Source organism: Aquimarina litoralis (assembly GCF_019295435.1).
GTDB lineage: Bacteria > Bacteroidota > Bacteroidia > Flavobacteriales > Flavobacteriaceae > Aquimarina > Aquimarina litoralis_A.
Map to the genome: position 1 here is coordinate 261,140 of NZ_WEKL01000001.1, position 22,724 is coordinate 283,863.

Annotated in this window: 24 protein-coding genes; 19 read left to right on the forward strand and 5 right to left on the reverse strand. The window is 31.0% G+C overall.

What is annotated here, in order from left to right:
- Nucleotides 1–62 precede the first annotated feature (62 nt).
- Nucleotides 63–1,082, reverse strand: a complete 1,020-nt coding sequence (locus GBO31_RS01220; RefSeq protein ID WP_219006476.1) for a Kelch repeat-containing protein — start codon at nucleotides 1,080–1,082, stop codon at nucleotides 63–65.
- Nucleotides 1,066–1,974: a DUF6268 family outer membrane beta-barrel protein gene (locus GBO31_RS01225; RefSeq protein WP_219006477.1), complete on the reverse strand. Its 909-nt coding sequence runs from the start codon at nucleotides 1,972–1,974 to the stop codon at nucleotides 1,066–1,068. Before GBO31_RS01225 ends, GBO31_RS01220 begins: the two co-directional genes overlap by 17 nt.
- A gap of 227 nt (nucleotides 1,975–2,201) precedes the next feature.
- On the opposite strand from GBO31_RS01225, the gene GBO31_RS01230 reads away from it, so the two are divergent.
- Genes GBO31_RS01230 through GBO31_RS01255 form a run of 6 tightly spaced genes read left to right on the forward strand, consistent with a single transcriptional unit; the run spans nucleotide 2,202 to nucleotide 10,691 of the window.
- Nucleotides 2,202–3,518 carry a DUF4270 family protein gene (locus GBO31_RS01230; RefSeq protein WP_219006478.1) on the forward strand — a complete coding sequence of 439 codons (1,317 nt, stop codon included), beginning with the start codon at nucleotides 2,202–2,204 and terminating at the stop codon, nucleotides 3,516–3,518.
- Nucleotides 3,505–4,755, forward strand: a complete 1,251-nt coding sequence (locus GBO31_RS01235) for a hypothetical protein (RefSeq protein ID WP_219006479.1) — start codon at nucleotides 3,505–3,507, stop codon at nucleotides 4,753–4,755. Before GBO31_RS01230 ends, GBO31_RS01235 begins: the two co-directional genes overlap by 14 nt.
- Before the next feature lie 11 nt (nucleotides 4,756–4,766).
- Nucleotides 4,767–5,129 carry a hypothetical protein gene (locus tag GBO31_RS01240; protein ID WP_219006480.1) on the forward strand — a complete coding sequence of 121 codons (363 nt, stop codon included), beginning with the start codon at nucleotides 4,767–4,769 and terminating at the stop codon, nucleotides 5,127–5,129.
- Between the two features lie 6 nt (nucleotides 5,130–5,135).
- Nucleotides 5,136–6,251: an efflux RND transporter periplasmic adaptor subunit gene (locus GBO31_RS01245; RefSeq protein WP_219006481.1), complete on the forward strand. Its 1,116-nt coding sequence runs from the start codon at nucleotides 5,136–5,138 to the stop codon at nucleotides 6,249–6,251.
- Entirely contained in the window at nucleotides 6,248–9,394 is a 3,147-nt protein-coding gene (locus GBO31_RS01250; RefSeq protein WP_219006482.1) for an efflux RND transporter permease subunit, read from the forward strand. Before GBO31_RS01245 ends, GBO31_RS01250 begins: the two co-directional genes overlap by 4 nt.
- Nucleotides 9,381–10,691 (forward strand): TolC family protein, encoded by a 1,311-nt coding sequence (locus GBO31_RS01255; RefSeq protein ID WP_219006483.1) that lies wholly within the window; start codon nucleotides 9,381–9,383, stop codon nucleotides 10,689–10,691. The genes GBO31_RS01250 and GBO31_RS01255 overlap by 14 nt, the downstream gene beginning before the upstream one ends.
- 151 nt (nucleotides 10,692–10,842) lie before the next feature.
- Here GBO31_RS01255 and GBO31_RS01260 read toward each other — a convergent pair whose 3' ends face one another.
- From GBO31_RS01260 to GBO31_RS01270, 3 genes are all read right to left on the reverse strand, one after another.
- A complete protein-coding gene (locus GBO31_RS01260) occupies nucleotides 10,843–11,289 on the reverse strand; it encodes a nuclear transport factor 2 family protein (protein ID WP_219006484.1) in 447 nt (148 codons plus the stop codon).
- Between the two features lie 103 nt (nucleotides 11,290–11,392).
- Nucleotides 11,393–11,971, reverse strand: a complete 579-nt coding sequence (locus GBO31_RS01265; RefSeq protein WP_219006485.1) for a Crp/Fnr family transcriptional regulator — start codon at nucleotides 11,969–11,971, stop codon at nucleotides 11,393–11,395.
- A gap of 85 nt (nucleotides 11,972–12,056) precedes the next feature.
- Nucleotides 12,057–13,460 (reverse strand): hypothetical protein, encoded by a 1,404-nt coding sequence (locus GBO31_RS01270; protein ID WP_219006486.1) that lies wholly within the window; start codon nucleotides 13,458–13,460, stop codon nucleotides 12,057–12,059.
- A 92-nt stretch (nucleotides 13,461–13,552) separates the two neighbouring features.
- Here GBO31_RS01270 and GBO31_RS01275 point away from each other — a divergent pair, with 92 nt between their 5' ends.
- The 13 genes from GBO31_RS01275 to GBO31_RS01335 all read left to right on the forward strand — a co-directional run bounded on the left by GBO31_RS01275 (nucleotide 13,553) and on the right by GBO31_RS01335 (nucleotide 22,642).
- Entirely contained in the window at nucleotides 13,553–13,915 is a 363-nt protein-coding gene (locus tag GBO31_RS01275) for a VOC family protein (RefSeq protein WP_219006487.1), read from the forward strand.
- 128 nt (nucleotides 13,916–14,043) lie between these two features.
- A complete protein-coding gene (locus GBO31_RS01280) occupies nucleotides 14,044–14,709 on the forward strand; it encodes a DUF2461 domain-containing protein (protein ID WP_219006488.1) in 666 nt (221 codons plus the stop codon).
- Nucleotides 14,709–15,068, forward strand: coding sequence for a TfoX/Sxy family protein (locus tag GBO31_RS01285; RefSeq protein WP_219006489.1), 360 nt, complete (start codon nucleotides 14,709–14,711; stop codon nucleotides 15,066–15,068). The genes GBO31_RS01280 and GBO31_RS01285 overlap by 1 nt, the downstream gene beginning before the upstream one ends.
- A gap of 70 nt (nucleotides 15,069–15,138) precedes the next feature.
- Nucleotides 15,139–16,347: an ABC transporter permease gene (locus GBO31_RS01290; protein ID WP_219006490.1), complete on the forward strand. Its 1,209-nt coding sequence runs from the start codon at nucleotides 15,139–15,141 to the stop codon at nucleotides 16,345–16,347.
- Complete coding sequence (locus GBO31_RS01295; protein WP_219006491.1) at nucleotides 16,344–17,012, forward strand: ABC transporter ATP-binding protein; 669 nt, start codon at nucleotides 16,344–16,346, stop codon at nucleotides 17,010–17,012. Before GBO31_RS01290 ends, GBO31_RS01295 begins: the two co-directional genes overlap by 4 nt.
- Before the next feature lie 27 nt (nucleotides 17,013–17,039).
- Nucleotides 17,040–17,426 carry a thiol-disulfide oxidoreductase DCC family protein gene (locus GBO31_RS01300; protein WP_219006492.1) on the forward strand — a complete coding sequence of 129 codons (387 nt, stop codon included), beginning with the start codon at nucleotides 17,040–17,042 and terminating at the stop codon, nucleotides 17,424–17,426.
- 76 nt (nucleotides 17,427–17,502) lie between these two features.
- Complete coding sequence (locus GBO31_RS01305; protein WP_219006493.1) at nucleotides 17,503–19,239, forward strand: helix-turn-helix transcriptional regulator; 1,737 nt, start codon at nucleotides 17,503–17,505, stop codon at nucleotides 19,237–19,239.
- 102 nt (nucleotides 19,240–19,341) lie between these two features.
- Nucleotides 19,342–19,491: a hypothetical protein gene (locus GBO31_RS01310; RefSeq protein WP_219006494.1), complete on the forward strand. Its 150-nt coding sequence runs from the start codon at nucleotides 19,342–19,344 to the stop codon at nucleotides 19,489–19,491.
- 204 nt (nucleotides 19,492–19,695) lie between these two features.
- On the forward strand, nucleotides 19,696–19,869 hold the full coding sequence (locus GBO31_RS01315) for a hypothetical protein (RefSeq protein WP_219006495.1): 174 nt from the start codon (nucleotides 19,696–19,698) through the stop codon (nucleotides 19,867–19,869).
- A 92-nt stretch (nucleotides 19,870–19,961) separates the two neighbouring features.
- Nucleotides 19,962–20,102 (forward strand): hypothetical protein, encoded by a 141-nt coding sequence (locus GBO31_RS01320; protein ID WP_219006496.1) that lies wholly within the window; start codon nucleotides 19,962–19,964, stop codon nucleotides 20,100–20,102.
- A gap of 136 nt (nucleotides 20,103–20,238) precedes the next feature.
- The gene (locus tag GBO31_RS01325; RefSeq protein ID WP_219006497.1) at nucleotides 20,239–21,969 is read left to right on the forward strand and encodes a helix-turn-helix domain-containing protein; all 1,731 of its coding nucleotides are present in this window, start codon (nucleotides 20,239–20,241) and stop codon (nucleotides 21,967–21,969) included.
- A 154-nt stretch (nucleotides 21,970–22,123) separates the two neighbouring features.
- Nucleotides 22,124–22,276, forward strand: a complete 153-nt coding sequence (locus GBO31_RS01330) for a class I lanthipeptide (protein ID WP_219006498.1) — start codon at nucleotides 22,124–22,126, stop codon at nucleotides 22,274–22,276.
- A gap of 213 nt (nucleotides 22,277–22,489) precedes the next feature.
- Nucleotides 22,490–22,642, forward strand: coding sequence for a hypothetical protein (locus tag GBO31_RS01335; protein ID WP_219006499.1), 153 nt, complete (start codon nucleotides 22,490–22,492; stop codon nucleotides 22,640–22,642).
- Nucleotides 22,643–22,724: the final 82 nt, after the last annotated feature.

Consider the following 22,724-nt stretch of genomic DNA (forward strand, 5'->3'; position numbering starts at 1 on the left):
CAGGTAGCATGTGCACGGAAGGTGTAGTGTGGCAAAACAAGTATACTACCTGATCATAATTATTAATCATCTTCATCTTCCGTTTCAAGGGGAAAGAACTCTCTATTGTCATCTAGGTATAATGTTCCGCTTCTACCTAATGCAACAAAAGCTTTCGTACCATTATAAAAGGCAATAGCATCTTCTCTAGTAATTCCTTCATATGCCGTTTTTTCTACCCAAAGATCAGTTGAAGGCTCGTATTCCCAAATTGATGTTGATGGACCAAAACCTATATTTCCTGTAGCTACATATCCCTTGTTCCCTATACTAAACCCTACGGCATTATTTCTTGTAATTTGATAATCATCATTGTCGTCTAAATCTTTTAATGCAGTCCAAGTCTCATTAGAAATATCGAAAACCCAAAAATCCTCTTGATTTATTCCATTAGAAATTCCTGTTCCCAGGTATACTTTGTCAGCTATAGTGAAAGTTAGAGCGTCTCTTCTTTTGTCACCTCCAAATCCGACTAACTCTGTCCATTCGTCTGTGGAAGGATTGTATTTCCAAAAATCTTTTTTATCATTATCCCCATCAAAACCAGTTCCTACATATCCTGCAGAATCAGAATTAAAACCAACTGCGCCTCTTCTATTACCGCCTAAAAAATTTGAAATCTGAACCCAAGTATTTGTAGATATATCATATTGATAGAAATCATTTAGTTCATTGTCTCCATCAAAACCAGTCCCTATATATCCATTATTATTAATGGCAAAGCCAACAGCAGCACTTCGTTCTATACCTGGAAAATCAGCTAGTTGACTCCAAAAATTTCCTTCCATATCGTATTTCCAAAAATCTTTTAGATAATCGTCTCCGTCAAAACCAGTACCCATATAACCAATATTATTAATAGAAAATGCTACCGCACTACTTCTAGGAGTCCCATCAAATACAGATCGATCAACCCAATTTCCTAATAGCTCATCATCATCGTCATCAGAGCATCCTACAACTATCAGAAAAACCATTGATAGTAGACTCAACGTTTGGAGTTGTATTCGCCAAATTATAAATAGATTATTTTTTGTTTTCATTCATCATTTTATTTAAGTTAAACTTTAATCCCATGGATATATACCCAGAACTTTCCGATCCTATATCGTATAATTCATTATTGTCTCCATCTAAAATTCTTAGCTGATTCCAAGGTGTGTAACCAAGATTGATAGTTGCTGTCCAGTTGGGTTGAATCCTATAGTTATATTGAAAACCTGTATTCAAGGAGGTATATAGTAATTTCGTATTTGTTAGGCTACCAGAGTCTGGAAATGTAACAGATGAAGAGGCATTTCCATAAAGACTATCAAAGGTTGCTTTTATAGATATAGTATTTCTTTCTCTAAAATTATAATCTATTCCTGTTTCTGGGATGCCAATAGAATAGCTCCAATTTTGGTTGATAGTTTTTCTAAAAGAAATTGCAGGAAGTAATTGAGGTCTTCCTAATCCAGTACCAAAACTTAATCCAAACCTTAGTATTGCCTGTTTTTTGTAATTACCCCATCTTTTAGATATTGAAACTATTGAATTTATCAATAAATCATTACCGCTAATGTTTCCTTTGAAATTAGATGATAAAGAAGGGGAAAATATGATGTTACCAGACCAAGAGTCATTAATCTTATACCGATAAAACAGTCTTAATTGTATGTCTTGAATTTTTTCGTAATCTGTAAGATCTAGATCAATAAAGGAATCTTTTTTAAATAAGAAATCATATAAAGTATAGGAAAAACCAAATCCAAAAACGTTTTTTCCTAATTGAGATCCAAAGTTCAGATTGAAAGCATATTTTTCAATTTGAGTATCTCCAACATTTGGAATAATACCGTATTCCAAACCTCCTATTTCACCCTTAGGGTTTTGACTCCATAGTATATTGGTGATTCCAGAAACTATAATTATTAATGTAAATGGATACTTCACTTTATAATGATTTTGGGATAAAAGTAGAATAGGGCTGAAGTATCATAAAAAAAGATATACTTGTGGTTGTTTTTTATATACGAATAAAGCGTTTGTGTCGATGAAACTCCATATTGGTGGTTGGTAGATTAAAAAAAAAGATTGGTATAGGATTGTTGCTAATCAGTAGATTATGATTTTTTGTTACTCAAAAGTCTCTTTGTTTTGCTACTCAAAATAGTAATAGAATGAAGAAACTAATGGGTATATTAATAAGTATATTTTGTACACTTGCCTGTTCTGATCAAGAAGGTGATATTCCGACGCTTGAAGTAGGTCAGGATTTCACAGATTCTAATGTTAGGATCATTTCTATTGATACCTTCTCTGTTGAATTATCTACATTTAAGTTTGATAGTATTAATACTTCTAATAGTAATAGGCTGTTACTTGGGCAGTATCATGATGATGTTTTTGGTATTATTAGAGCTTCTAACTACTTCGAGCTTACTCCTTCTGATTATAGTTTGCCAGACGATGCTGAGTTAGATAGTATTGCTATGATATTAGGATACGACAGGTATTTTTATAGTGATACAACTAGAATTTGTCAGGTAAATATTCATGTACTAACGGATGATGTAATTCCAGAAGATGATGTGTTCTATAATACAAGTGTTTTACCGTTTGAATCAATACCAATTGTAAGTAGAAGTTATTCTCCTAAACCTTTTAAAGAAGACTCTCTTCATGTTTCCTTACCAAGGGATTTTGGACAAAACATATTTGATAAAATTAAAGATGGAGATATTGAAGATGACGAAGAATTGAGAAGAAATTTCAAAGGTTTTTCATTACAACCAGGAGAGAATGACAATGCATCTATAGTAGGGTTTTCTAAAAATCAAGAGAATACGTATCTCCGATTTTTTTATACCGTTCCAGGAGAGTTTGGTGATGACGAGGAAACCTTTGATTTGTTTATAGATCCTGCAACAATTTCCCCAACATCTTTTAATAACATTAAAAGTAATGTATCAAACACGTTTTTGGATTCACTCGTGGATCAAGAAATTAATGCATCATCTGATGATACTAATAACAGAAGTTATATTCAGGCAGGAGTAGGTTATGTTACTCGAATTCAATTTCCTTCTATTCATAAAATTTATGATATTCCAGGTACAGGCACAATTCTTAATGCAACGCTGCAAATAAAACCACCTCCTCAAACTTTTGATGATTTATTGCCTATTAGGGACTCTCTTTCAGTAGATATTGCTGACCAAAATAATGATTTGGTTGATAGGTTGTTTAATGGTCGAGGAAACGTTTTTGCTACAATCAATCAAGAAAATGTAGAATTTAATGAAGTCATATATGAAATACCTATTGGATTTTATCTAGAACAAGAACTTGAAGAAGCTCCGTTAGTAGACAATTCCTTAGTTCTTTTTTCACAAGATTTTAATCAGACTGTTGATCGCATATTACTGGAAGGAGAAAGTAGTTCAGATTTTAAAGCTCGTTTAATATTGACATATGCCATTTATGACGAAGAATAAGTATCAAATAGTATTTGGGGTATTGTTTTTTTCAATGCCAATTATCAAAGCGCAAACTAATTCATTAACAGGATCACCGTATTCACTATTTGGACTTGGAGTACAAACTAACTCAAATATAGGAAGAAATAGTGGACTTGGAAGAGGTGGAATTGCTTTAGAAAGTAATGATTTACTGAATACACTTAATCCGGCATCTTTTGCAAGTATTTCTGATAAGAGCTTTTTACTAGATATAGGTTTCTTAGGAGAGTTAAATAAAGTTTCTACGAATGACAAAGATGAAAACAGATTTTCCTCTAATTTCTCAAACTTGGCTATGGGTTTTAGTATTAACAAAAGGTCAGGAATGGGAATATCAATAGTTCCGTTTACGGATGTTGGTTATGCATTAATTGGAATTAAAACTAATATAGAAGGATCTCAGGAAGAATTTATTAGTAATATAACAGGTTCCGGAGGCCTCAATGATTTGAGTGTTTTTTATGGATATCAATTGTTTGATAATTTTAGTCTAGGGGTAAGACCATCTTTTTTATTCGGTTCAATAGATCAAACAGAAAACATCATTTTTAATAATACATTTCTAAATGTTATCGAAGAGAACTATTATAATGGTTTTCGATTAGGGTTTGGATTACAATATAAAATAGATGATCAATATACTATAGGTTTTACGTCAAACTCTCCTACTTCTCTTAATGGATCTCAAGATAGAAGTGTTTCTAAAAGTTTGGACTTCATTCCCACTGAAGTGGAAGATGAAAATAATCTAAAGATTCAAAAATTTAAACTCCCGTTAGAGCTAGGTTTAGGAGCTAAAGCTACCTTTTTCAATTCACTTACAATCAATTTGGATTACCAAGGAAATTTGTGGGGTTTTACCAATCAAAGTGATGATATAGGTGATTATGTGGATCAAAGTATATTCAGTTTTGGAGCTGAGTATAGAGCCAAAGAACTTGGATTAAAGTATTGGGAAAATATCGAGTTTAGAGCAGGATTTAATTATGATTCTGGATATCTAAAAGTAAATGATGAAGCGATTGATAATTATAGTATGACGGTTGGTATAGGTTTTCCTATAAGTGTTAGGGGTGGTTCAAAGCTTAATATTTCATATGCAACGGGGAAACGAGGAACCGTTTCGGGAATTCTCGTGGAAGAGAACTTTAATATGATTAATGTGAATATTAGTCTAAAGGATATATGGTTTAGAAAATTGAAGTTTAATTAAAAATTGTTTAGATGAAAAATAACATCCTTATCGTAATAATCACTCTTATTACGAACACCATTATTGTTGCACAACAAAAAATGGATGTAAATGAAATGGCAGACTATCAAACTCAAAAAATGATTCAAGAATTAGATTTAAATAATGAACAAATTGAAAAGGTGGAAGCGATTAACCTCAAATACACTAGTGAAATGGTTGTTTTAATAGAAGCTGACGGAAGCATGTTTGGTAAAATTGGAGATATGAAAGAGATAAAAAAACAAAAGTTGTCTGAATTGGAAAAAGTATTGACCACTGAGCAACTAGAAAAGTTTGAAGAAGATGTGGCACCAGATATTCGAGATCATATGAAGAAAAACATGAAAATGTAACAGGAAATGAGAAAATACATAAGCATAATTTTAGGAATTTTACTTGTGGTTTTGGGAATCTTAGTCTTTTACTTACTAGGTGTAAAAAGCAATAAGGCAAATGATGATATCATGGAGTCGCCTATAAAGGTAATTAAGGTAAAATMTGTTAAATTAATCAATGTGCCCTATATAACGGAAGCTACAGGTGTACTCAAAGCGACTGAAAAGATAGAATTATATAGTGAAGTACAGGGAATCGTTCAAAAGACAAATACCAGTTTTAAAATTGGGAATAGATTTAGAAAAGGCCATCATTTAATAGCTATTAATAGTAGAGAGCATGCCGCTCAAATTAAATCAGCTCGTAGTGATTTAATGAATCAAATAGCAGCAATGCTTCCAGATATGGAAATTGACTATCCAGATATGTACAAAAAATGGGAGGTTTATTTAGAAAGCCTTAGTGTAAATTCTAGAACACCAATACTACCAGAATTTAGTTCCAATGAAGAAAAACTGTTTATATCTGGGAAAAACATTTATAGCACGTATTATAACATTCTCAATTTAGAAGAACGTTTAGACAAATACTATATAACCGCTCCTTTCAATGGTATAGTTACAGAGTCTAATATAAATATAGGAACATTAATAAGAAGTGGTCAGAAAATCGGAGAATTTGTAGATGATTCTAATTTCGAGCTAAATCTTTCAATCCCAATATCAGATAATAAATATCTAAAAAAAGGAATTTCTGTAAATCTTAAAACAATAGATGATTCTAGTTCTTTTACAGGCAAAATTTCAAGGATCAATGGCAAAATAAATCAGGATACGCAGAGTGTTAATGTTATTGTTGAAGTAGCCAATGAGTCTCTAAAAGATGGTCAATATTTAAAGGCTCAGATCAATGGGAAAGAATTAATTGATGTGTTTATAATAGATAATGCGCTAATTCTTGAAGGTAATAAGGTGTATGTAGTAAAAGATAATCAATTGGCATTGAAAAAAATACAAGTAATCAATTATCAAGGAAATAATTCAGTTGTTAAAGGATTAGAGGAAGGAGATATTATTGCCAATCAAAATATTGCTAACGCCTATCCAGGTATGTCAATAAAAATGAATCAAAAATTATGAAGAACTTTCTGGCCTATTTTATAAAATATCCAGTTGCTGTAAATATTTTTATCATTGGATTTTTGATTTTTGGTTTTTTAGGATATCAAAAAATGAATTCTTCATTTTTTCCTTTATCAGAAGCTAGAACAATACAGATTACGGTTACCTATCCAGGAGCTTCTCCAGAAGAAGTTGAAGAAGGTATAGTGGAAAAAATAGAACGAAACCTTAAGGGCATTGTTGGGATCGATAGAGTCAGCTCAGTTTCACAGGAAAATAATGCCACAATTACCATCGAAACATTATCTGATTTTAATATTAACGTGATTTTAGACGATGTGAAAAATGCAGTTGATAGAATTCCCTCATTCCCTAAAACAATAGAACCTCCTGTAATTGAAACAGTTAAACCGACAAGATCTGCTATCACATTTATCATTACAGGTAAAGATGTTCCATTACGAATATTAAAACAGTATGCGCAAAAAGTCCAAGATGAATTATTAAGATTCGACGGTATTTCTCAAATTTCATTGGCAGGATTTCCAGATGAAGAAATAGAAATTTCTATTTCTGAAGCCAAGCTCAGAAATTATAATATGACTTTCGAGCAAGTTGCAAAAGCTGTGTCAGAAGCGAATGTTAATGTTTCTGGAGGCTCCATAAAAACAAAGGATGAAGAGTTTTTGATTAGGGCTAATAATAAAGCATATTTTGCAGAAAGTCTTAGTGATATAGTGATTAAATCATCTGTCAATGGACCAAAAGTATACCTTAGGGATATTGCCAAATTAAATGATACTTTTAGCGAGAATCCGGATAAACTGTTTTACAATGGACAGCAGGCAATCCAAATTGACTTGAAGAATACTAATTCTGAAGATCTAATTAGCAGTGTAGATAGTGTAAAAAAATATATTAAAGATTTTAATGCAAAAAATGAAAACATTGAGTTAAAATCAATATTTAATACAGCAGATCTCGTAGAGGATAGAATTTCCTTGTTGCTTGAGAATRCTGTTGTTGGAATGCTTTTAGTTTTAGTGCTTTTGTCATTTTTTTTACGACCTAGTGTTGCATTTTGGGTTGCTTTCGGATTACCTATATCTTTTTTTGGAATGTTCATTCTTTTACCAAACTATGGTGTAACACTAAACATGCTTTCTATGTTTGGGATGATTTTGGTAATTGGGATATTGGTAGATGATGGTATTGTAATCGCAGAAAACATTTATAGTAGAAGAGAAAAAGGGGAATCTCCTATCAAAGCCGCCATTAACGGTACTTTAGAGGTATTAAAACCAATTCTTTCTGCAATCGCTACAACAATATTGGCCTTTTCAGTATTCTTCTTTTTAGATGGGCAAATTGGAGATTTTTTTGGCGATATCGCTATGGTAGTTACATTAACACTGCTTGTTTCTTTAATAGAAGCTTTATTAATTCTTCCAGCTCATATAGCACACTCTAGAGATATTAAAGATATAACGAAGGTTAGTAAATTCAATAAACTAGGAGAACGGTTTATGAACTTCTTACGGGATAAGGTATATAGTCCCATTTATAAAAAATGCCTTGAGAATAAATTTTTGTCATTCGCTATTATTCTATTCTTATTTATAATCACAATGGGAGCTTTTAATAGCGGTATTATCAAATTAACTTTTTTCCCGACAAACGCAAGTGATCAAATAATCGCTACAGTCAATACACCTCAAGGTACCAGTGAACGTGTTACAGATTCTATTGCATCTTATATTGAAAATAGTGTTTGGGAAATTAATGAAGAGTTAGGACCTAATGAAGTTAATGGATCTCATATCATTGGCACAGTAAAGCGAGTTGGTCCAAGCAGTTCATCTAGTAGTATTATGATTAACTTATCTCCTAGCGAAACACGTTCTATTTCATCAGTTGAAATCACCGAAAAAATTCGGGCTTTGGTTGGAGATATTCCAATAGTTGAAAAATTATCGTTTAATTCAGGTGCAAATGTTGGAGGATCTCCAATTTCGGTATCTCTACAAGGAAATAATATTGAGCAAATCAATAAGGCAAAGGAGATTGTGTTTACAGAATTAAAGAAGAATCCAGATGTTAAAGATATTACAGATTCTGGACCAAAAGGAATCAAAGAAATTAACTTAAAAATGAAGGATAATGCTCAGCTTTTGGGTTTAAGTTATAATAGTTTAATGACACAAGTTCGAAATGCCTTCTATGGAAATGAAGTACAACGCATTCAACGTGGTCAAGATGAAGTAAAAATATGGGTGCGATATGATAAGGAAAACAGATCTACCATTAATAATATTAATACCATTGAGATTAGTACATCTAATGGACGTATTCCTTTATCCGAAGTTGCTTCATATACTATAGAAAGAGGTGAAGTGGCCATTAATCATTTAGATGGAATTCGAGAAGTAACGATTGAAGCTGATATTGCAAATGCAAAAGTTAGTGCGTCAGAAATAATGTTAGATTTAAAAACACGAGTTGCTGATATTATTGAAAGTAAGTATCCTGAAGTTGCAGTTTCTGCAGAAGGGCAAAATAGGGAGGTTAATAAAATAGCAGATTCGGCTGCTTCGGTTTTACCTGCTGCTATTTTTTTAATATATGTGGTAATCGTGTTCACTTTTAGATCTTTTAGCCAGCCATTTATACTATTGTCACTTATCCCTTTCTGTATAATAGGAGTAGCTTGGGGGCATTATTTACATGGATTTTCAATGAGTATTTTATCGTATTTAGGTATTGTAGGTTTGATAGGTATTGTAGTAAATGATGGGTTAGTGTTTACCAATAAATTTAATTCATTTTTAAAAGAAGGCTTATCGTTTGAAGAAGCGCTTTATCAAACGGGAAGGGCGCGTTTTAGAGCTATTTTTTTAACCTCAATAACTACGATAGCAGGACTCGCACCCTTAATGTTAGAAAGAAGTCTTCAAGCTCAATTTTTAATCCCTATGGCAATTTCAATATCTTATGGAATAGCTATTGCCACAGCGTTAACACTATTTATACTTCCAGTTTTTCTTTCCTTTTCGAATACTATCAAAGTATATATCAGATATATAAAAACCGGTAAAAAACCAAATAAGGAAGAAGTGGAGCGAGCAATCATAGAACAAAAAGTAGCAAATGAAGAAGAATAAGATCTTGGTAGTATTATTAGGTATGTTTATTGTTTCTCCGGTAGTTTCACAAGATTTACTTAGAATAGATGAAGCAATAAAAATAACAGTAGAGAAAAATTACGATGTTCGTATTGGAAAAAATAACACAAATATTTCGAATATCGAAAGAGGATTACTTAATAAGGGGTACTTACCAAAAGTCTCAGTTTCTGGAGGTGTAAATTATGCTGATGAAACTCAAAATGTGACTTTTGCTGATGGAACCAGTACCAAAGTAAATAATGCAATTACAGAATCTTATAATGCTTCCTTAACTGCTGAATACACAATTTTTGATGGATTAGAACGTAAGTTCAATGCTAAAAGAAATGATGAGAATTTTAATCTCAAAAAAATAGAAGAACGACAACTTATAGAAAACACTATAGTTTCTTTATATGACACCTACTATAACGTAGCTTATCAAAAACAGATTACAGATAATCTTCTATTGAATATTGAGAATTCTAAGGATCGTTTAGAACGAGCAAAAAGAAAATTGAAATATGGACAAGGCACGAAATTAGATGAGCTCAATGCGCAAGTTGACCTTAATAATGATAGTATTTCATATGAATCTGCTTATAAAGATTATAAAAATTTAAAGCGAAACTTAAATTTATTGTTAGGTAGAGATGTCAACCAAGAGTATAATATAGACACAACAGTAGTCTTTTCAGAAAAACTTAATGAAGATCAAATACTCGAAAGTGCTATGAGTAATAATGTGAGATCTATACTGAATCAACAGAATGTATTATTAAGTGAATTAGAGATAAAAATAAATAAGGCTAAATTCCTTCCTAAAGTTAATGGTAGCGCAAGTTATAATTGGAATGAAAGTAAAAACCCAGTGACTTCATTCGCTCTTAATAATGAAAGTTATGGTGTAAATCTGGGGTTAAGTTTGTCATGGAATTTATTCGATGGCGGGAAAAATAGAACTAAAATTCGAACATCTAAAATAACAAAACAAAATAGAGAGATAGAATTATATAAGGCTCAGGAAGAATTAAAAACAGAGGTGTATAATGCGTATGAAGATTATTCGAATAAACAGTTTGTTCTAAAAGCAGAAGATAAAAATATAATTACTAGTGAGTTAAGTTTTAATAAAACACAGAAACAATTTACGCTTGGTCAGGTATCTGCAATTGAATTTAGACAGGCGCAAATTAACCTATTTAATGCTCGGAATAATTATGCGAAGGCAAAATATGATCTTAAGATTGCGGAGATAAACTTACTCCAGTTAGCTGGTATCTTATTTGAATAATAAGTTGTGAATGATTGATGAATTAGGTTTGTTTACAATAGATTTATAGTTTGATTTTTTATAACTTAATTAAGCTCACTATAGTTTTTCATAATCAATAACTATAAATCGAATAAGCCCGTAGTGTAAAACTACGGGCTTTTACATCACATTACACTTTTGGATTTTGAATTGCGAAATCAGAGATAATTTTCCACTGATTCTCTTTATTTCTAACAAGTAAAAAAGTTACTTGCATACTGTTTTTAGGAGTTTTTAATAGTACAATTACAGTTGCGGAGTGTTTTTTGACGTCCAAATGTAGTATATCAGTATGGTATGCTGTACCACCTATTTTCTTTTGAGTCATTAGTGCAATATATCCTGCACTTGGTATAATTGCAGTTTTGTCTGGTGTAGGATATTGATTAACTACAACCCTAAAATCAGGATGTAAAATTTCATCAAAAGCAGCTATATTTCGTTCTGTTCCTGCTATTACAAATTTGTTTATAATGGTTATAATTTCATTTTTCATATCATTTTGTGAGTTTTGAGATTTACAATCAGCGGTACCAAGAAATGCCACGCATAACACAATTTTTACTAAGTTTTTCATTGTTATAATTTTTTAGAATTTTAAACAATGTGAAACTAGGTATAAGGATATGAGATTTTTGTGACGATTATCACAAAATGAAATTAATATTGATTGGAATTTGCTAAGACATTCTTTTGCGGATTCTGCTTAGGGTTTCTCGAGCAATTCCAATGTAAGATGCTAAATATTGAACCGGGATTTGCTGAATCAGTTTAGGATTGTTTTCTAATAAATATTTGTACCTGTCTTTAGGTTTTAAAGAAGTAAGCATTGTAGTAAATCTATGCTGCTCACTTAAGAGATGTTCTAATAACTTTCTTCCTAAACGCTCAAAAGAAATAGATTTGTCATATAGTTGTAATAGGTCATTTCTTTTTATGTAAAACCCTTCTACATTAGTAATTGCAATTATGTTTTTTAGAGAAGTTTTTTGAGATGCTAAACTTGTAATTTCTGTTGCAAAGTCTGATACCTGAAAAAAAGAGGTATAAATTTCCTTTGTTTCTATAGTTTCATATAAACCTAGAATTCCTTTGGTTATAAATAATATTCCATGATTATAGTGTCCACTTTCTAAGAGAAATTCCTTCTTTTGGAAGCTTGTGAATTCGGAGATTTTCGAAAAATCATGAAACTCTTCATCTGTAAGCTTATGGAAGTTGTCTAAGGTGGTTTTTAGAAGATTGATTGCATCATTCATGCTGGTCTTACTCTTGGTGTTTGATACGTAATTGTAAAAGTATTATTTAAGAAAAAAGATTACAAAATTATCTGACTGTAAGAAATTAAGACGATAATTCATATTTCCGATCTATCCATTGAGTAAAATCTACATAACCAAGAATGAAATCAGGAATTGGGTCTTTTTTTAGATCAATAGCTAATTGCCCAAAAGCATCTTTCTTATCTTTTTCTGAAAGTTCAATCGTTTTGCTTAAAAATTTGAATATGGCCTTTTCATAGAATTCTATGTTTTTTTGTCTTTTGATACGTTTTTTAAGCGCATCAATCAAGTATCTCATTGAGAATGCATTTCCAAGTTCATAATGTGTTAAAATATTAAGCCAATAGGTGTAGGTTATTAGATCTTTTCGATCCTTCTTTGTTTGATTGTTAAGAATGTCGTTGATCCAGTGAAGTGATTTCTGAAAATCTTTTTTTTGGAAATAAATGTTTGCAAACTGGAACCTAAAAGAGAGCAAGTAGCTGTCTGGAATTACTTTTTTGTTTTTTAAAATAAAATCATGAATGTTTTCGATCACTTCCTGTGTGTTATGTATGTCTTTTAAATTTCTATGTATTTCTAATTCAATATTGTAAAGGCGGAGTTTTTCTTTAATTAATGCGGCAGAATTGATTGTGATTTCCGAAGCTTTCTTTTTTAAAACTAATATTCTAATAAACGCTTCTTTGTGCAATTTTTCAAAAACGAGGTATCCAAGATAATTATTATAAACAGAAAAGTATGTTGTGAAATATTCTTTCAATAATTCTGGTTGTTGTTCCCATTCTTTGATCAGTTTTTCTATAAGTTGTTTTGCCTTTTTTCGATTGTTTGAAGCGAGGTATTTCCTATAAGAATGGAGTGTTTTTAGGGTTTTGTTTTGGAGGTGATGTGTCTTTTTGTGAGATAATGAAGAGTTTATAGGGTCTGTATTAGCTAGCAGAAGGTTTATGTAATCAGAGGTAGAGTTTAGGCATTTTTTTTGCTCGGAAATAATACTTTTCAATGTTTCAAAATCTTGAGGATTGAGTGCTTGGTGAACTTTTCTTTTCCAATCTTTAATCTGGAATAGTAATACGTTTTGTTGAAAATTAATAGCTTTTTTTTCGGCTCTTTTTAATTCGCTGTTGCAAATAGTATATAATCCTTTGTGGAATAAAATTTCTACATTTTTAATAATACTTATTAACTCTGCTTGTATAGAAATTTTTGCATGATAGTTACGGAGTGATTGTAAAATTCGCTGTTTTAGATAATTCTTTATAGTGGTGAGTTGATTAATAAAAGGTTTGTCTGAAAACTGTACTTTGATCAAAGCTTCATCATATGTTTTTTGAGCTTCAATAGCATCGAATAAAAGTAGGTATTCGGCATCTTCTCCACTTTTGGAACTGAGCCTGAAATAACGCTTTTCACTCTTGGTTAATGATTTGATAAGGTAAAATAGTTCTTCGTTTTTTTTCATTTTAGAAACCTATGTTTTTGTAAAATTAATACTTTTTTCAAAGACACTTATCATATACCTTTGAGTTATTCTTAATCAATACAATATTTATTATGTCAAATGCAATTAGTTGGTTTGAAATACCAAGCACAAATTTTGAAAGGGCTGTAAAGTTTTATAGTGAGCTCTTAGACACAAAACTTCAACCTATGGAAATGGATTTTAAAATGGCATTTTTTCCATATAAAGATGGAGGAGTAGGAGGATGTGTAACTCATGGAAATGGAAATACACCTTCTCAAGAAGGAACATTTGCCTATCTTAATGGAGGTGATGATTTATCAATTCCTTTAGCAAGAGTAGAGAAAGCTGGAGGAAAGGTTTTAATGCCAAAAACTTCAATAGGAGAAAACGGTTTTATGGCTATTTTTTTAGATACTGAAGGAAATAGAGTGGCGTTTCATTCTATGAAATAGAAAACTTTTGTTATCAAACTCTATTTGGAATCTATTTTGAAAATAGGCAGAAAGCGGTTTTCGATCCTTTTCATTTTGTTGCTGACCAAATAGAGTTTGGTTATATTTAATCAATAATAGATGTAACTATGCCATATTTCACACACGATTTTGTAACCTTCTTTGAAGAGTTGGAACAGAATAATCATAAAGAATGGTTTCATGCTAATAAAAAAAGGTACGAGCAAAGCGTCAAAAAGCCTTTTGAGATTTTTGTGAGTAGAATGATTCAAGAAATTCAAAAGTTTGACGCTGCGTTACAAATCGAACCTAAAGATTGTATACTACGAATAAATAGAGACATTCGTTTTTCTGATGATAAGTCACCTTATAATATTCATTATACCGCTTTTATATCAAAAGGAGGACGAAAAGATAAAAGCATACCAGGATTATTTTTACGTTTTTCACCAGTTATGGTTGGTATTATGGGAGGATGTTTTGGGATTACAAAAGAACAATTACATAATTTAAGGACTACAATGAGTCAAGATATCTCTGAGTTTAGAAAATTAATAGATAATGAGCATTTTGTTCAAAGATTTGGAGAAATTAAAGGCCGAGCACTAAAAAGAATTCCAAAAGAATGGAAAGAAACGTATGAAAAAGAACCGCTTATTGCGAATAAACAATTTTATTTTGTTGGAGAGGAATCACCCTCTCTACTAACTAGTGAATCGCTAATTGAAGAACTAATGGAATATTGGAAGGTGATGAGGCCTGTAAATGAATATTTAACTAAAGCAATTAGGTAATGGCGTATAATGAATTTCTTTCAGATCGAATTCACCAGATCTTTAGAGAAAAAAGGGCGAATTTCTATACCAAAAAGATGATGGGTGGTCTCTGCTTTATGGTGGATGATAAAATGTGCTGCGGAATCCATTTCGATAAAAAAAGAGAAACGGATTTACTGATGGCTCGAATTGGGGAAGATGCATACCCCAGTGCAATCAAAAAAAATGGATGCTACCCAATGGATTTTACAGGAAGACCAATGAAAGGATATGTCTTTGTTAGCCCAGATGGTTTTGATTTGGATGAAGACTTAGAATATTGGATACAATTATGCCTTGATTTTAATCCAATGGCAAAAAGTAGTAAGAAAAAATAGCTACAATTATTATTTTACCTTAGCAGACATATCTTTGTAATTGTCAAAGTGTGATATCGACCTATAGGATATGTCTAAAACAGTCTATACAAAAACCAATACATTCATAGCATTGCAATATTTATTTGCTAGAAAAAAACAAAGCTTTTTGGCAATGATAGGTGTATTATTAGGAGTCACTACTTTTATAGTGATGATTAATTTTATGACAGGAGTCAATGACTTTTTAGATGATGCTGTTTTTAGTGGGAGTCCTGATATTATTATTGGTAAAGATGTAAAAAAGTCTAATTCCTTATTGGGTCAAGGAAGTTTTTTAGAAAATTATGACAAGATTGATCTTTTTCTTGAGGAACAACAGAATATAAAAGCATTTGCTCATCAGACTATTTCTCCGGCAATTTTAATAAGCAACTCAAAACAATTTCCCGGAAGTATCAATGGCGTTTTTGCCGACGAAGAACGTTTGATGGTAGATCTTGAAAGAAGATTGATAGCAGGTGAAGGTTTTCAAAGTTTATCCAAAGAAAATACAATCCTTATCGGTATCAGTCTTGCAAAAAGATTAGACGTTTCAGTAGGAGATTCCATTAATATGATTCTTCCAAATGGAAAGAATAAAAGGTTGATAGTCGCAGGGATATTTAGCTTCGGAATCACTACGATTGATAATGTAAGAACTTATGTTTCGGCAAAAACGATTCAAAATTTACTTGGATACACCAATAAGATCACCAATATTCATATTAAATTAAAAGATAGAAATAATGTAGATGTAAAAAATGATCTTATTCAAAAGTTTGATGGCATTACTACCGAAGATTGGAAGGATAGTAATAAAACTATTGTTATAGGAAATAAAGTGAGAGATATTCTTACCTGGTCTGTTTCTTTTGCATTACTGTTAGTAGCAGGATTCGGGATCTATAATATTCTGAATATTACAGTAATTCAAAAAAGAAAGGATATTGCTGTGCTGAAGACAATTGGCTATTCTAGTAATGATATTGTTTTTATTTTCCTTATTCAGTCTATCATCATTGGTGTTTTAGGTGCGTTTTTTGGAGTGCTATTAGGATATGGTATGTGTTATGTAATCTCCACTACTCCTTTGGATACTTCAGATTTTATTATTGTAGAAACGTATCCTATTAATTTTAAACTATGGTTTTACATATTAGGATTTTTATTTGGTGTTTTAACCACCATTTTTGCTGGATATTTTCCATCCAGAAAAGCTAGTAAAGTGGATCCTGTAACGATTATTAGAGGCATATGATTTTAGAAGCAAAACATATCAATAAATACTTTACGGAGCCAGAAAGACATCAGGTTTTACACGACGTTTCTTTATCCATTTCTGAAGGTGAATTAGTTTCTGTATTTGGCGAGTCAGGAAGTGGTAAATCTACATTACTATACATTTTGTCAACCTTAGATACCGATTTTTATGGAGATCTGACGATATATAATCAGGAAATTAAAGGCTTAACAGCTACAGGACTTACTGATTTTAGAAATAAACATATCGGTTTTGTATATCAATTTCACTATTTGCTTCCAGAATTTAATGTGTTGCAAAATGTAATGTTACCTGCTATGAAGCTTTCTTTAAAAAGTAAGAAAGAGATTGAAAGTGATGCCTTGAGTTTGCTGGAAGAAGTTGGAATGAAATCTTTTGCAAAACGTCCTGCATATCAACTTTCTGGAGGTCAACAACAAAGAGTAGCGATTGCTAGAGCATTGATAAATAACCCTTCTTTAATTGTAGCCGATGAGCCTACTGGAAATTTAGATCAAAAAAACTCAGAACTAATATTTGAATTACTCAAGGAAATCACTGGATCTAAAAATAAAGCAGTAGTAATTGCTACCCACAATTCTAAAATTTATCATAATTCTGATAGAAGTATTGAAATGATTGATGGAGTTGTACGACTATGATCGTATAAAAACTTAAAAATCAATAAAATGGAAACTTCTTTTGACAAAAGTATTATTATTTTTGATGGTGAATGCAATTTATGTAATGGTGTTGTTGGTTGGTTAATGAAATTCGCTCCAAAAGATCTTTTTCATTTTACTCCTTTTCAGTCTCCGCAAGGTCAGGAGCTATTAAAAAAACATGGATATCCAACGAAAAGATTAGATACCGTTATTTTAATAGATGAAAATGGAGCTCATACACATTCTGATGGCTTTTTAAGAATAGTTTCTAAGATTCCACGATGGAAGCTTGTAGCGGCTTTATTAGCTTTCGTACCGAGAATGATTCGTGATGGTATTTATAAGTTAGCTTCTCGTAATAGAGTAAAATGGTTCGGGCAATCTACTAGTTGTACCATTAATTTTAGATAGTTTTTCTTCCTAAAGGTTTTTAAAACAGATTAAAAAGAATTATTACATTTGAGAATCACACTACTCGAATACAAAAATGATTTTTTTTAGTCAAAGGGTTTTATCTTTATTAAAGATTTGCCTCATCACCATTTTTATAGCTATTACCACCATTATTTCTGCTCAGGAGCTAGGTTCTAAAACTTCAGACAGCCTAAGATTGAAATCACCTCAAGAGCTAGCGCGTTTAATTATAGTCTCTGATTCTGTGAATTATGAGATGTATGAAAAAGTATTGGAAAACCTTCAAGATAACGATATTGCTACAGGTCTTGTGTATAAAGAGTTAGCGTATTTTTTCTTTAGGAAAGAAGATTTTAAAAAGACTTTTGAATATTCTGATAAGCTTTTAAAGATAGGAGAAAAATTAGAAAATGACGAGCTTATATTTGGTAGTCTTTTATTAAAAGGAGCTAGTTTTTTAAGACAAGGATATCATGAAAAGGCGTTTGATTATTATGAGAAAATGCTACAAATTGCCAAAGAGCAAGGTAATCTTGAAAATGAAATTATAGCCAATTCTGGTTTAATTCTAGTTTTACAAAAAATGAATAAACTTGATTTGGCACTAGAACTTTCTAAAGAAACCTTAACTCTAATTAACAACAGTTCCTTCAAAAACAGTATTAATCATGCAAAAATTCTTACTAATATCAATGAAGTTTACTTAAGTAAAGAGCAGTATGATTCTGTGATATTTTACTCAGAAAAAGGAATAGCAATTAGTAAATCTTTGGACTTTAAAGAAGGTTTGGTGGATTTATATATTAAAATGGGTATCGTTTTTTATAATAAAAGGGATTATCCAAATGCTTTTGAGTATTTACAAAATGCAGAAGGACTCTTACAAAATTATCAGATTAACAATAACGTTTTTCCTATTGTAAAGGTTAATTACTATAAAGCGAGTTGCTATTTTGAACAGGATAAGTTGGATGATGCTATTGCTTCCTTATGCAGAACTATGGATTTTATTGATACTGATGACTTAGGTAAATTACCAGTGATACAATCATATTTGCTATTAGCAAATTGTTATTTTGAAAAGAAAGATTTTGAACAAGCACATTATTGGGAAAATCAATACCTACAACTTAATGAAATGCATCAAGAGGATAAAAATAAAACAGTAGATAAGATTTATGAAAGAGAAACTAGCAAGTATGAGCATCAAATCGCACAATTAAAAAAGAAGGAAAGCAGAATGAACAATGTACTGATAGGTGCTGTCATATTTTTGTTTGGGTTCATATTGATAGGGTTTCGATATTATCAAAAACAACAAAAAAATAGAGCTGTATTCTCTGAACTTGTCGAAAAGGTTAATGTTTTAGAAATTAATAAACCTAAAAATGAAAGTAGTCTTAAGAATACACCTATTGTAATTAATGATGATACGGTAAAAGATGTTTTAAGAAGACTCGATAAATTGGAGCAACAAGAATATTTTCTAAAAATGGAATGTAATCTAAGCAATACCGCAAAGAAAGTAAAAACGAATACAACCTATCTCACTAAAATTATTCATGCACATAAAAACAAAAATTTTAACGAATATCTTACAGATTTAAGAATAGAGTATGCATTGCAGCGAATCAAGAACGATGCTAAGTTCAGGGCTTTTTCGGTAAAATCCATCGCTGCCGAGGTTGGATATAAAAGTGATGATGCATTTGCCAAACGTTTTAAGGCAAAAACAGGATTAAATCCATCATATTATATAAAAAATATAGGGAAATTATCCAAGAATAATGATGATAGTAACAATGCATAAAAGCAACCCGTTTTTGTCCAATAAAGGGTTGTTACATTGTGATGATTGTTTGATAAAAAATATCTTTAAAAAGAAAACGAAATATTAATTAAATCATCTTTTATGAAGAAAAATAATAAAAGTAAAATCGATCTAAAAAAGCTTGTTATTGCTAGAGTGAGCAGAGATAGTATGAATCGAATAAAGGGAGGAAGCAGTGTTCATACAGGTCCAAGGCATACCGCAGAAGGAGACTGTATTACAGATCCATGATCACAGAAAAGTGTAACTCAAAAACCTTCTTTTATGTGAAGAGTTTTTTGCAACCCTGTTTTGTCAAAAACGGGGTTGTTTTGTTTTTAATCGGCAAATTTCAAAGCTACTTTAGTATCAAAATCAATAGGATGTCGACAATCTGTTTTGATAAGGGGAAACCGAAAACCTTTTAGATAGAGTAGGTACTTAAAACATATAATTATGCTTAATAACATTTTAAATTTAGAAGGAGTCAAAAAATTAAATCATAAGGAACAACGATCAATTCTAGCAGGACATTGTTCTACTTGTCCGGATTCAGAATTTCAGAAATGTCTGGCAACTTGTTCAGGTCATTGTGCTCCAAATGGAACTTGTTATCAAATACTTCATTAATAACTGCTTACAATCTGAAGTTTTCTAAAATTAGAGGATAAAAGGGGAAGTCGAAAACCTTAAAATAGAGTAGGCATATAAAATTAATAGTTATGTTAGATAAAATTTTAGAAATAGCAAATGTTTGTGTTCTAGAAAAGAAACAACAACTATCTGTAAAAGGTGGTGAAGATATAACAGGTTTACTATGTATTAGAAATGGTGGAATTGATTGTCCTCCACATGTTCATTAGAGATAGGAGCTACTATATTTAAGAAAAGGCTCTTCATTAGTTGAAGAGCTTTTTAACTGTAAAATCAAGGAATATAATTTGACGAAACGGATTAAAAAGAATTGCTACATTTGATGATCACACAATACGAATCTAAATGGGCTTCTTTGTTAAGAGATATGCGTTGAAATGTATATTTTATTGGATATTTGTATCTAATTTTTTGTTTATAGAGTTAAGCGCTCAAAACATTGAAAATACGGATAGTATCCAATTTAAAAGTATTGATCAGATAATAGATCTGATCAAAACCTCTACAAAGGAAAAAGCTGCGTTGTACGAAAATGCATTAAAAAGCAAAAAACTTCCAAATCAAAAACTTGCAGAGATTTACATTGATATAGGATATAGTTTTTATAGAAAAGAAGAATCTGAAATAAGCATTTCATATTTTCAAAAAGCAATTGATCTTGCAAAAATCAATAATGATAATGAAACCCTTTCTAATGCGTATCTAAAACTAGGAAATTCTTATTTACAAGATTGGCAAAATCAAAAAGCCTTGGATACCTATCATAAAGTATTGCAAATGGCTCAGAAAAGAGGGAATCTAAAAAAAGAAATTGTTGTCAAATCCAATATAGCCATTGTTCTCCGCAGGATGAATCAACTGGATAGAGCGCTAGAAGATTGTAGAAATTTATTAAACTTTATCGACAAGACATCATTTAAAAATGGTAAAAATCATGTAAATGTTTTAACTATTATAAGCGAAGTATATTTAGATTTAGAACAGTTCGATTCGGTTTTAAAATATGCAGATATCGGCACTGCAATTAGCACTCCTTTGAACTATAAAATAGGGATAGCAGATTTATACACCAAAAAAGGAATTGTCTTTTATGAAAGAAAGGACTATGATCAAGCGCTAAATTTTTTATATCAAGCAGAAACGATATTAAACGAATTAAAAATTAGTGATAGATCCAATCAAAGAATCAATGTAAATTATTTCTTGGCGAGTTATTTCTATGACATACGATCTTATGAAAAAACTATTGACTATCTGCTAAAAACAATCAATGGGTTAAAAGAAAATGACCTTAGAAAAAATAGAGTGATAGATGCTCATATGTTATTGGCTAAGAGTTATAAAGAAATAGGAGATGGAGAAGCTTCTATAATCTGGTTCTCTAAGCATCAGGAATTACAAGATCAGTTTCAGAAGGATAAAGACAAAACAGTTCACAAAATTCATGATCAAAATACACAACAACTCGATGATAAAATTAAAAAACTAGAAACTAGGCAGGTAACAGAACAAAAGTATAAGAGTTACATTCTAATAGCGTTGAGTGTAGTATTTATTTTATTTATTGCTATTCTCATAACTTATTTCAAAAAACAAAAAGCGAATAAGAAACTTTTTAATAGACTTATTCAAAAGATTTCGGATCTGGAAGCTAAGGATACCAAGGAAATAATAGAAACCAAAGAATCTGTAAAAGAAATAACTATAGATGATGAAAAAATTAACGCTGTTTTAAAAGGATTGGATAAGCTAGAAAAGCAAGAATATTTTTTGAGTGTTGATTGTAATTTAAGATCTATTGCAAAAAAGGTGAAAACAAATGCCACTTATCTTTCTCGAATTATTAATAATTACAAGGGTAAAAGCTTTAATGATTATATAAATGATTTGAGAATTGACTATGTGTTAAAGCGATTAAAGAATGACAATAAGTTTAGATCATTTTCTATTAGTTCGATTGCTACCGAGATTGGTTATAAAAGTGATAATTCTTTTACTAAGCACTTTAAAGCCAAAACAGGACTGAATCCTTCCTATTATATCAAGAATATTGAGAAATTATCTGTAAAATCGTAAAGCCATTAAAAATAAGTGTTAAGACACCTCATTTTGAACAAAATGAGGTTTGCTAATTATGAATTTTAAGGGATAAAAATTATATTTCATTTATCTTAACTCTACAGATCTTATTTGTTTTTTAACGGTTTTAGGGTCTTATAAATATTACATAATGAAAAAGCAATTAAAGAAAAGTATTAGTCTCAAAAAGCTTACTGTTGCCAGAATTAATGATGATGGTATGAGAAAAATTCAGGGAGGTGATTGTATACCTACACAACATTGTGAGTCGGATGTATATTGTGATCATAGTCACGTTCCATAGAATTAAAAAAAGTAGACGGAAAGCCTTGAAAATCTTCAAGGCTTTTTTTTATGCCTTATTTTATCCAAAATGAGGAAATGACACTTTTTTACTGCGTTTCTCTGTGCTAATTTGGTGGGAGAATCAAAATGGAATATTGTTGACAATCTGTTTTGAGAAGGGGCAACCGAAAACCTTAAGAACAGAGTAGGTATCTTAATTAAAATTACATTCATGAAAAAATCATTGAAAAAGTTGGAGCTTAAAAAACAAACAATTAGTGACTTAAATCTTAGTAAAGTAAAAGGAGGTCTTGATCCAACACATTGCTGTCCTACATTAGATGCTTTTAATAGCTGTCCTCCTCCAGGAAGATATTGTTTCTAATAAAAAACTATGATAGTGTTATAGTTTTCTAAAATGATTTCATAACATACGTCATAATACAAGTTTTTTTAATATTTTGAAC

Bases quoted from the DNA above. Each gene is read 5' to 3' on its own strand.
- GBO31_RS01220 (WP_219006476.1), bottom strand. From the start codon at position 1,082: ATGAAAACAAAAAATAATCTATTTATAATTTGGCGAATACAACTCCAA.
- GBO31_RS01230 (WP_219006478.1), top strand. From the start codon at position 2,202: ATGAAGAAACTAATGGGTATATTAATAAGTATATTTTGTACACTTGCC.
- GBO31_RS01235 (WP_219006479.1), top strand. From the start codon at position 3,505: ATGACGAAGAATAAGTATCAAATAGTATTTGGGGTATTGTTTTTTTCA.
- GBO31_RS01240 (WP_219006480.1), top strand. From the start codon at position 4,767: ATGAAAAATAACATCCTTATCGTAATAATCACTCTTATTACGAACACC.
- GBO31_RS01255 (WP_219006483.1), top strand. From the start codon at position 9,381: ATGAAGAAGAATAAGATCTTGGTAGTATTATTAGGTATGTTTATTGTT.
- GBO31_RS01260 (WP_219006484.1), bottom strand. From the start codon at position 11,289: ATGAAAAACTTAGTAAAAATTGTGTTATGCGTGGCATTTCTTGGTACC.
- GBO31_RS01265 (WP_219006485.1), bottom strand. From the start codon at position 11,971: ATGAATGATGCAATCAATCTTCTAAAAACCACCTTAGACAACTTCCAT.
- GBO31_RS01270 (WP_219006486.1), bottom strand. From the start codon at position 13,460: ATGAAAAAAAACGAAGAACTATTTTACCTTATCAAATCATTAACCAAG.
- GBO31_RS01275 (WP_219006487.1), top strand. From the start codon at position 13,553: ATGTCAAATGCAATTAGTTGGTTTGAAATACCAAGCACAAATTTTGAA.
- GBO31_RS01280 (WP_219006488.1), top strand. From the start codon at position 14,044: ATGCCATATTTCACACACGATTTTGTAACCTTCTTTGAAGAGTTGGAA.
- GBO31_RS01285 (WP_219006489.1), top strand. From the start codon at position 14,709: ATGGCGTATAATGAATTTCTTTCAGATCGAATTCACCAGATCTTTAGA.
- GBO31_RS01290 (WP_219006490.1), top strand. From the start codon at position 15,139: ATGTCTAAAACAGTCTATACAAAAACCAATACATTCATAGCATTGCAA.
- GBO31_RS01295 (WP_219006491.1), top strand. From the start codon at position 16,344: ATGATTTTAGAAGCAAAACATATCAATAAATACTTTACGGAGCCAGAA.
- GBO31_RS01300 (WP_219006492.1), top strand. From the start codon at position 17,040: ATGGAAACTTCTTTTGACAAAAGTATTATTATTTTTGATGGTGAATGC.
- GBO31_RS01305 (WP_219006493.1), top strand. From the start codon at position 17,503: ATGATTTTTTTTAGTCAAAGGGTTTTATCTTTATTAAAGATTTGCCTC.
- GBO31_RS01310 (WP_219006494.1), top strand. From the start codon at position 19,342: ATGAAGAAAAATAATAAAAGTAAAATCGATCTAAAAAAGCTTGTTATT.
- GBO31_RS01315 (WP_219006495.1), top strand. From the start codon at position 19,696: ATGCTTAATAACATTTTAAATTTAGAAGGAGTCAAAAAATTAAATCAT.
- GBO31_RS01320 (WP_219006496.1), top strand. From the start codon at position 19,962: ATGTTAGATAAAATTTTAGAAATAGCAAATGTTTGTGTTCTAGAAAAG.
- GBO31_RS01325 (WP_219006497.1), top strand. From the start codon at position 20,239: ATGGGCTTCTTTGTTAAGAGATATGCGTTGAAATGTATATTTTATTGG.
- GBO31_RS01330 (WP_219006498.1), top strand. From the start codon at position 22,124: ATGAAAAAGCAATTAAAGAAAAGTATTAGTCTCAAAAAGCTTACTGTT.
- GBO31_RS01335 (WP_219006499.1), top strand. From the start codon at position 22,490: ATGAAAAAATCATTGAAAAAGTTGGAGCTTAAAAAACAAACAATTAGT.